Genomic DNA, 6071 nt, shown 5'->3' with positions numbered 1-6071 from the left:
TTAGAACAACTTAATAAACTAAATGATGAGCAAATTTTAAAAATTATAGAGATAAAAAAAATAAACGAAAAAAGTCTTTTGGCTATTTTGCTTGAAGAAAATATGCTAGAAGAAGAGATTTTTTTTGAAATTCTATCTGATATTTATAGAAGAGGACACACTGATATTGATGAAATTTCAACTAGCCTTCAGATAGATCAAAAGCGCTTCATTCAATATGTATGTGATAAATTTAAAATCACATTTTTTGATCTTGATGATATAGATATAGACTACCGTATCAGTGAAAAACTAAGCACCTCACAGCTAAAATCATATAACGCTATCCCAGTAAAAGAAGATGAGATAAGCGTTTATGTAGCTTTTAAAAATCCTTTTGATGTGATCATTCAGGATAAAGTTCAAAATTTATTTAACAGAAAGCTATTAAAAGTAGCTTGCGCCGATCCAGCTCAGATAGAAAAATACATAAACAAAATAGCTCTTAATGAAAGTATAAAAGACGTTATTACAGAGATCAGAAAAGAGCTTTCAAGTTCTAGCAGTCAAGGGCAAAGCACAGAAAGCTCTGGAATTTTAAAGCTAATTGAGATAATTTTAAAAACATCTATTCAAAGCAGAGCAAGCGATATTCACATCGAGCCAACCGAGACAAACTGTATCGTAAGAAGCAGAATAGATGGTATGCTAAGTGAGACATTTATATTTGATAAAGATATCTATCCGCCGATGGTAAGCCGAATGAAGCTACTTTCAAATATGGATATCGCGGAGCGCCGCCGCCCACAAGATGGTAGATTTTCAGCTCAAATTTTAGATAAAGAGTATGACTTTCGTATCTCTACGCTACCTATTTTAAACGGCGAAAGCATAGTTTTAAGAATTTTGGACAAATCAAAGGTTATCATAAACATTGAAGATCTTGGTATGCATCCAGATAACTTTGCTAAATTTAAAAAGAGTATGAAAGCGCCTTACGGTATCATCCTAGTCACTGGTCCGACAGGATCAGGAAAAACGACTACGCTTTATGGCGCATTAAATGATATAAAAAGTGTAAAAACTAAGATTATTACCGTTGAAGATCCGGTCGAGTATCAGCTAAATATGATCCAACAAGTACATGTCAATGAGAAGGCTGGGCTTACTTTTATCTCGGCTCTTCGCTCTATTTTGAGGCAAGATCCAGATATTATTATGATAGGCGAGATCAGAGATCAAGAGACGCTTAGAATCGCAATTCAAGCGGCACTAACTGGTCACTTAGTTTTTTCTACACTTCATACAAATGACGCTATTAGCGCTTTACCTCGTATGGTTGATATGGGCATTGAGCCATATCTAGTAAGTGGCGCGCTCGTTTGCATAGAGGCTCAAAGGCTTGTAAGAAAACTTTGTCCGTATTGCAAACAAAAAGTCACGCTATCTCAAAAAGCTCTTGATGAGATCAAGAAATTTCTTCCTGAAGATTATCAATTTTATAAAAGCGTAGGTTGCCAACACTGCTCGCAAACCGGATATCTAGGGCGTGAAATGATAAGTGAAATATTATCTATTAGCGATCATATAGCAAGTATCGTTGCAAATAACGCTTCAAAAGAAGAGCTTAAAAAGGCTGCCTATGACGAAGGCTTTATAGATATGTTCCATGATGGCGTTATACGCGCAGCAAATGGTGTAACAACCATCGAAGAAGTATATAGAGTTGCCAAGATATGAAATTTTATGAAATAGAATATATAAAAGATGGCAAACGCCAAAAGATGAGCCTAAAGGCCAATAGCAAAAATGATGTAAAAAATCGTGCAAATATTCAAGGCATGATAGTAAAGATCAAAGAAACTCAGGTTTCAAGTATCAACAATGATTTTTTGGACTTACAAGAAAAATTTAACAAAATATTCTCTTCTTCGAAAGTAAAAATTCCAGCTCTAGTTGCTACCATAAGGCAACTTAGCGTTATGACTAATGCTGGTATATCAATACATGATGGCATAAAAGAGACAGCAAATGCCACCGAGGATAAAAGGCTAAAAACAATATTTCAAACATTAGACGAAGACCTAAATCAAGGTGCTAGCTTAACTCAAAGTATAGAAAATTTTCAAGAAGAGCTAGGTGATGTCACTGTCGCTATGGTAAGGCTTGGAGAGAGTACTGGTAACATGGCTGATGCATTATCAAAACTAGCTTCTATCTTGCAAGAAGTCTGGGATAACCAGCAAAAATTTAAAAAAGCTATAAGGTATCCAATAACCGTAATATGCTCTATAATTTTGGCTTTTATTGTGCTTATGACATCAGTTGTTCCACAATTTCGAGAAATTTTTAGCCAGCTTAATGCCGATCTCCCACTTCCTACTAAAATTTTACTAAACATTGAATACATAATGAGCAATTACGGTATATACATAATAGTTATTCTTGTCGCATTTGCTTTTTTGCTAAAAAGGCAATATTCAAATGATGAAAATTTTAGGGATAAGGTCGATAAATACCTACTAAAAGTCTATCTTGTGGGCAAAATAATATTTTTTGCAAATATGAGTAGATTTAATCTAATCTTTACAGAGCTTGTTCGCGCAGGACTTCCTATCGCTGACGCGCTAGATACTGCCGTTGTAACTGTTTCAAATCAAGACATAAGAAATAAACTAACTGCTGTAAAAGTGCTGGTTGGCCGTGGCATAAGCTTAACCGAGGCCTTTAGGCAAACTGGACTTTATGAGGGTATGCTTATACAAATGATAGGTGCTGGCGAACAAAGTGGTAGCTTAGATGACATGACACAAAAGGTTACTGATTATTATAGAGTGAAATTTAATGATATTATTGATAATATTTCAAACTATATTGAGCCGATACTACTAATATTTATCGCAGCTATGGTGCTTTTGCTCGCCCTTGGTATATTTATGCCAATGTGGGATATGGCAAAAGCTGTTAAAAATTAAATCTATATTTAAAGGAGTAAAATGTCTATAGAAAAAGAATATGGCGTTGATGAGAACGCATTTTTAGTTTCAAAAACAGATACAAAAGGAAGGATTACTTATTGCAACGAGCCTTTTTTAAATATCGTAGGAGTAAAACAAGGTGATCTCTTGGGAAAACCGCACAATATAATAAGGCACACTGATATGCCAAGAGTTATTTTCAAGCTACTTTGGGAACGCATACAAAATAAAGAGGAAATTTTTGCCTTTATTAAAAATAAAACTCTCAATGGTGGATTTTACTGGGTATTTGGCAATATCACAGCCTCGCTTGATCAACAAGATAATATCGTTGGATACTATTCTGTTAGACGTAAGCCAAATGCAAAAGCGATAGAGACCATAAAACCACTTTATGCAAAACTACTTGAGCTAGAACGAGATGGCGGTATTGAAGCGTCTAAAAAATATTTATTTAAATTTTTGGAAGAAAAATCAACAAGCTATGATGAATTTATAAACAACTTACAAAGGTTCTAGATATGTTTAAGAAAAAATCAAATGCAATAAATGAGATTTTAAGTGTTGTCAAATCGGCAAGCAATGGCATACTAGAGCCTCGCATTGTAAATGTTGGAGAAAAGGACGAGATGTATGAAGTCGCCCTTGGCATAAATGATTTGTTAGATCAAGTTGAAGCACTTCAACGTGAAATTTCAACCTCAGTCCAAGCTGCACAAAACTCAAAAACATATAGAAATATATTTGTAGAAGGGTTTAGGGGTTTATTTAAACGAAATGCCATATCTATGAGCAAGGGTGTCACAGGTATAAAAGACGGCCAAAAAAGCAAGGTTAGAGGTCTTTTATCAAGCGAGCTTGACAAACTTGGAAACGGCATAAATGGCATAAATTATGTAAGAGATGATCTAAATGAAAGTATCAAAAATTTAAGCCAAACAGCAACAGATGCTAAACAAACTGCACAAATAGCAAGAGAAAATATGTCAAACATTGTCGAACTTAGTCAAAATATGGGAGAGCTTGATGGTCTAGTACAAAGCTGCTCAAATGCTACTGGTATGCTAAGCACTAGGGCTTCTGAAATAAGCTCTGTTTTAAATTTAATAAAAGATATTGCCGATCAAACGAATCTGCTTGCTCTTAACGCCGCCATTGAAGCTGCCCGCGCAGGAGAGCACGGACGTGGTTTTGCGGTAGTCGCTGATGAAGTAAGAAAGCTAGCTGAAAATACACAAAAAGCTGCAAGTGATATCGAAGTAAACATAAAAACACTTCAGCAAGAGGTGAATGATATCGATGAAAATTCTAAAAAGATCGATGAAATTTCTAAACTAACGACACAAAATGTAGAAAATTTCAAAAAGGTATTGAGCGAGTTTAATGCAAACGCACAAAATACTGCTCAAACATCAAAATATGTCGAAAATAAAACCTTTGCCATAATCGCAAAAATTTCACAAATCGCTTACAAAACTAAAGTGTACTCTGATCTTATAAACGAGCAAGGATACAGCGAGGAAATACGTAATTTAGCACAAAACCTGCTAGACTGGTATGAGAACGAGAGTATAAGTGAACACAAGCAAAATAAAAATTTTGATAAGTCAAAAGAGCTTACATCGTCGCTAAATAATGAAATCAAACTCTTGCTCGAGAAGTCAGCCTCTGGCTATAATGAACAAAATTTAAATTATTTTGTTGATAAGTCTAAAAAAATAGAAGATCTAAGCGAGCAAATTTTTGCTTCGTATAACGAAATTTTTAAAGATAAAAACTAAAGTGTTAAATTATCTTTGATGTTTTTTGGGGTGGTCAAAAAATAACGCTTTTGCACTACCCTCTTTTAACTCACTAAATTTACATCCAAACTCAACACAAAATATTCCAGAAGTTGGGATATTGTCTATTGATGAATCGCTCAAATACTCACAAATTTCAGTTATGCTTGGGTTGTGCGTGATGATAAAAATCTCATCCAAACTCTCATCTATATTTTTGACAAATTTTAAAAGATCTTCAAAGCTTATATCATAAAGCTCATCTATAAGATCGATCTCTTCTTTAAATTTTAAAGTTTTAGCGATAATCTTTGCTGTTTGTTCGCACCTTTTAGCACTGCTTGAAAAGATGGCTCCTGGCATCACATCATACATTTTTAGCCTATTTGCCATAAATTTAGCGTCTTCTTTACCTTTTTGACTAAGCTCCCTTAAGGCATCTTTAGCTCCATCCTTATTCTCATCAACCGCTTTTGAATGTCTTATAAAATAAATTTTACTCACTATCTCTCCTTTGAGAAATTCTTTATCAAGCAAAGCTCTTCTTTGCTAAATCCAGCTTTTAAGCGATCTTGCTCATTGATCTCTCTAACATTTTTAAATGAATTTGGATATAAACTTAAGATAATGTCAAAGTAGCTATTTTCATCAACGCCCTCTTTTTTGCAAGCAAATTTAAACCATTTATCGCCCTTATAAACGTGAGAAACTTCCTCTTTTAATATGACTTTTAGGCACTCTATTAGCTCTTCTTGCCCGCCCTCGCCTTCAAGCCTTTTTATGATATGAGCATTTGCATCAAGCCCATTTGCCTCCATGTATCTTGGCAGTAGCGCCATACGGCTAGTTAGACTATCTGAAGTCTTTTGAAGTGCGATAAAAAGCCCATCATGCACACTTAGCTCGCCGTATCTACCGCCTTGTTTTAAGAGCAAATTTTCTATCATACAAAAGTGTCTGATCTCATCTTCAGCTACTTCTAACCAGTCTTCATAAAATTCTCTTGGCAAATTTCTAAATCTATAACAAGCATCAAGCGCGATGTCAATAGCACTAAATTCAATATGAGCTACCGAATGGATAAAATTTAAATTTTTATCCTTTGGCTTTATTTTTTTGTTTAGCTCTTTCATGCTAACTACTTCACAAAATTTTGCGTAGCTAGGCTTTATTAGCTCATTTGGTTTAGAGCTTTCATAAAAATTTATATTAAAATCTCGTTTAAATTTCTCATAAAATAGCTCAAATTTTAAAAATTTAAGCCAAATCTCGCCTTCATTTAAAATTTCCCAAATTTCATCAAAAAAATTCATATTTTCTCTTTATTTAAAAC

Annotated in this window: 6 protein-coding genes; 4 read left to right on the top strand and 2 right to left on the bottom strand. The window is 34.3% G+C overall.

All coding sequences use genetic code 11. The features are described 5' to 3' along the window. The 4 genes from F3H01_RS06930 to F3H01_RS06915 form a co-directional block, all read left to right on the top strand. The coding region (locus tag F3H01_RS06930; RefSeq protein WP_149725315.1) for a GspE/PulE family protein at window positions 1-1719 on the top strand (1719 nt) is incomplete at its 5' end. Then, window positions 1716-2954 (top strand): type II secretion system F family protein, encoded by a 1239-nt coding sequence (locus F3H01_RS06925; RefSeq protein ID WP_149725268.1) that lies wholly within the window; start codon window positions 1716-1718, stop codon window positions 2952-2954. The genes F3H01_RS06930 and F3H01_RS06925, both read left to right, overlap by 4 nt. A gap of 21 nt (window positions 2955-2975) precedes the next feature. After that, on the top strand, window positions 2976-3476 hold the full coding sequence (locus F3H01_RS06920) for a PAS domain-containing protein (RefSeq protein ID WP_149725267.1): 501 nt from the start codon (window positions 2976-2978) through the stop codon (window positions 3474-3476). 2 nt (window positions 3477-3478) lie between these two features. After that, the gene (locus F3H01_RS06915) at window positions 3479-4738 is read left to right on the top strand and encodes a methyl-accepting chemotaxis protein (RefSeq protein WP_149714554.1); all 1260 of its coding nucleotides are present in this window, start codon (window positions 3479-3481) and stop codon (window positions 4736-4738) included. Window positions 4739-4747: 9 nt separating this feature from the next. On the opposite strand, the gene F3H01_RS06910 is transcribed toward F3H01_RS06915, so the two are convergent. Both F3H01_RS06910 and F3H01_RS06905 read right to left on the bottom strand, forming a co-directional pair. Next, entirely contained in the window at window positions 4748-5242 is a 495-nt protein-coding gene (locus tag F3H01_RS06910) for a SixA phosphatase family protein (protein WP_103576830.1), read from the bottom strand. Next, on the bottom strand, window positions 5242-6051 hold the full coding sequence (locus F3H01_RS06905; RefSeq protein WP_149725266.1) for a ferritin-like domain-containing protein: 810 nt from the start codon (window positions 6049-6051) through the stop codon (window positions 5242-5244). The genes F3H01_RS06910 and F3H01_RS06905 overlap by 1 nt, the downstream gene beginning before the upstream one ends. Window positions 6052-6071 lie beyond the last annotated feature (20 nt).

Source organism: Campylobacter concisus (genome assembly GCF_902460875.1).
GTDB lineage: Bacteria > Campylobacterota > Campylobacteria > Campylobacterales > Campylobacteraceae > Campylobacter_A > Campylobacter_A concisus_AA.
Note: the sequence above shows the minus strand (reverse complement) of the source record. Positions and strands in the feature narration are given on the sequence as shown.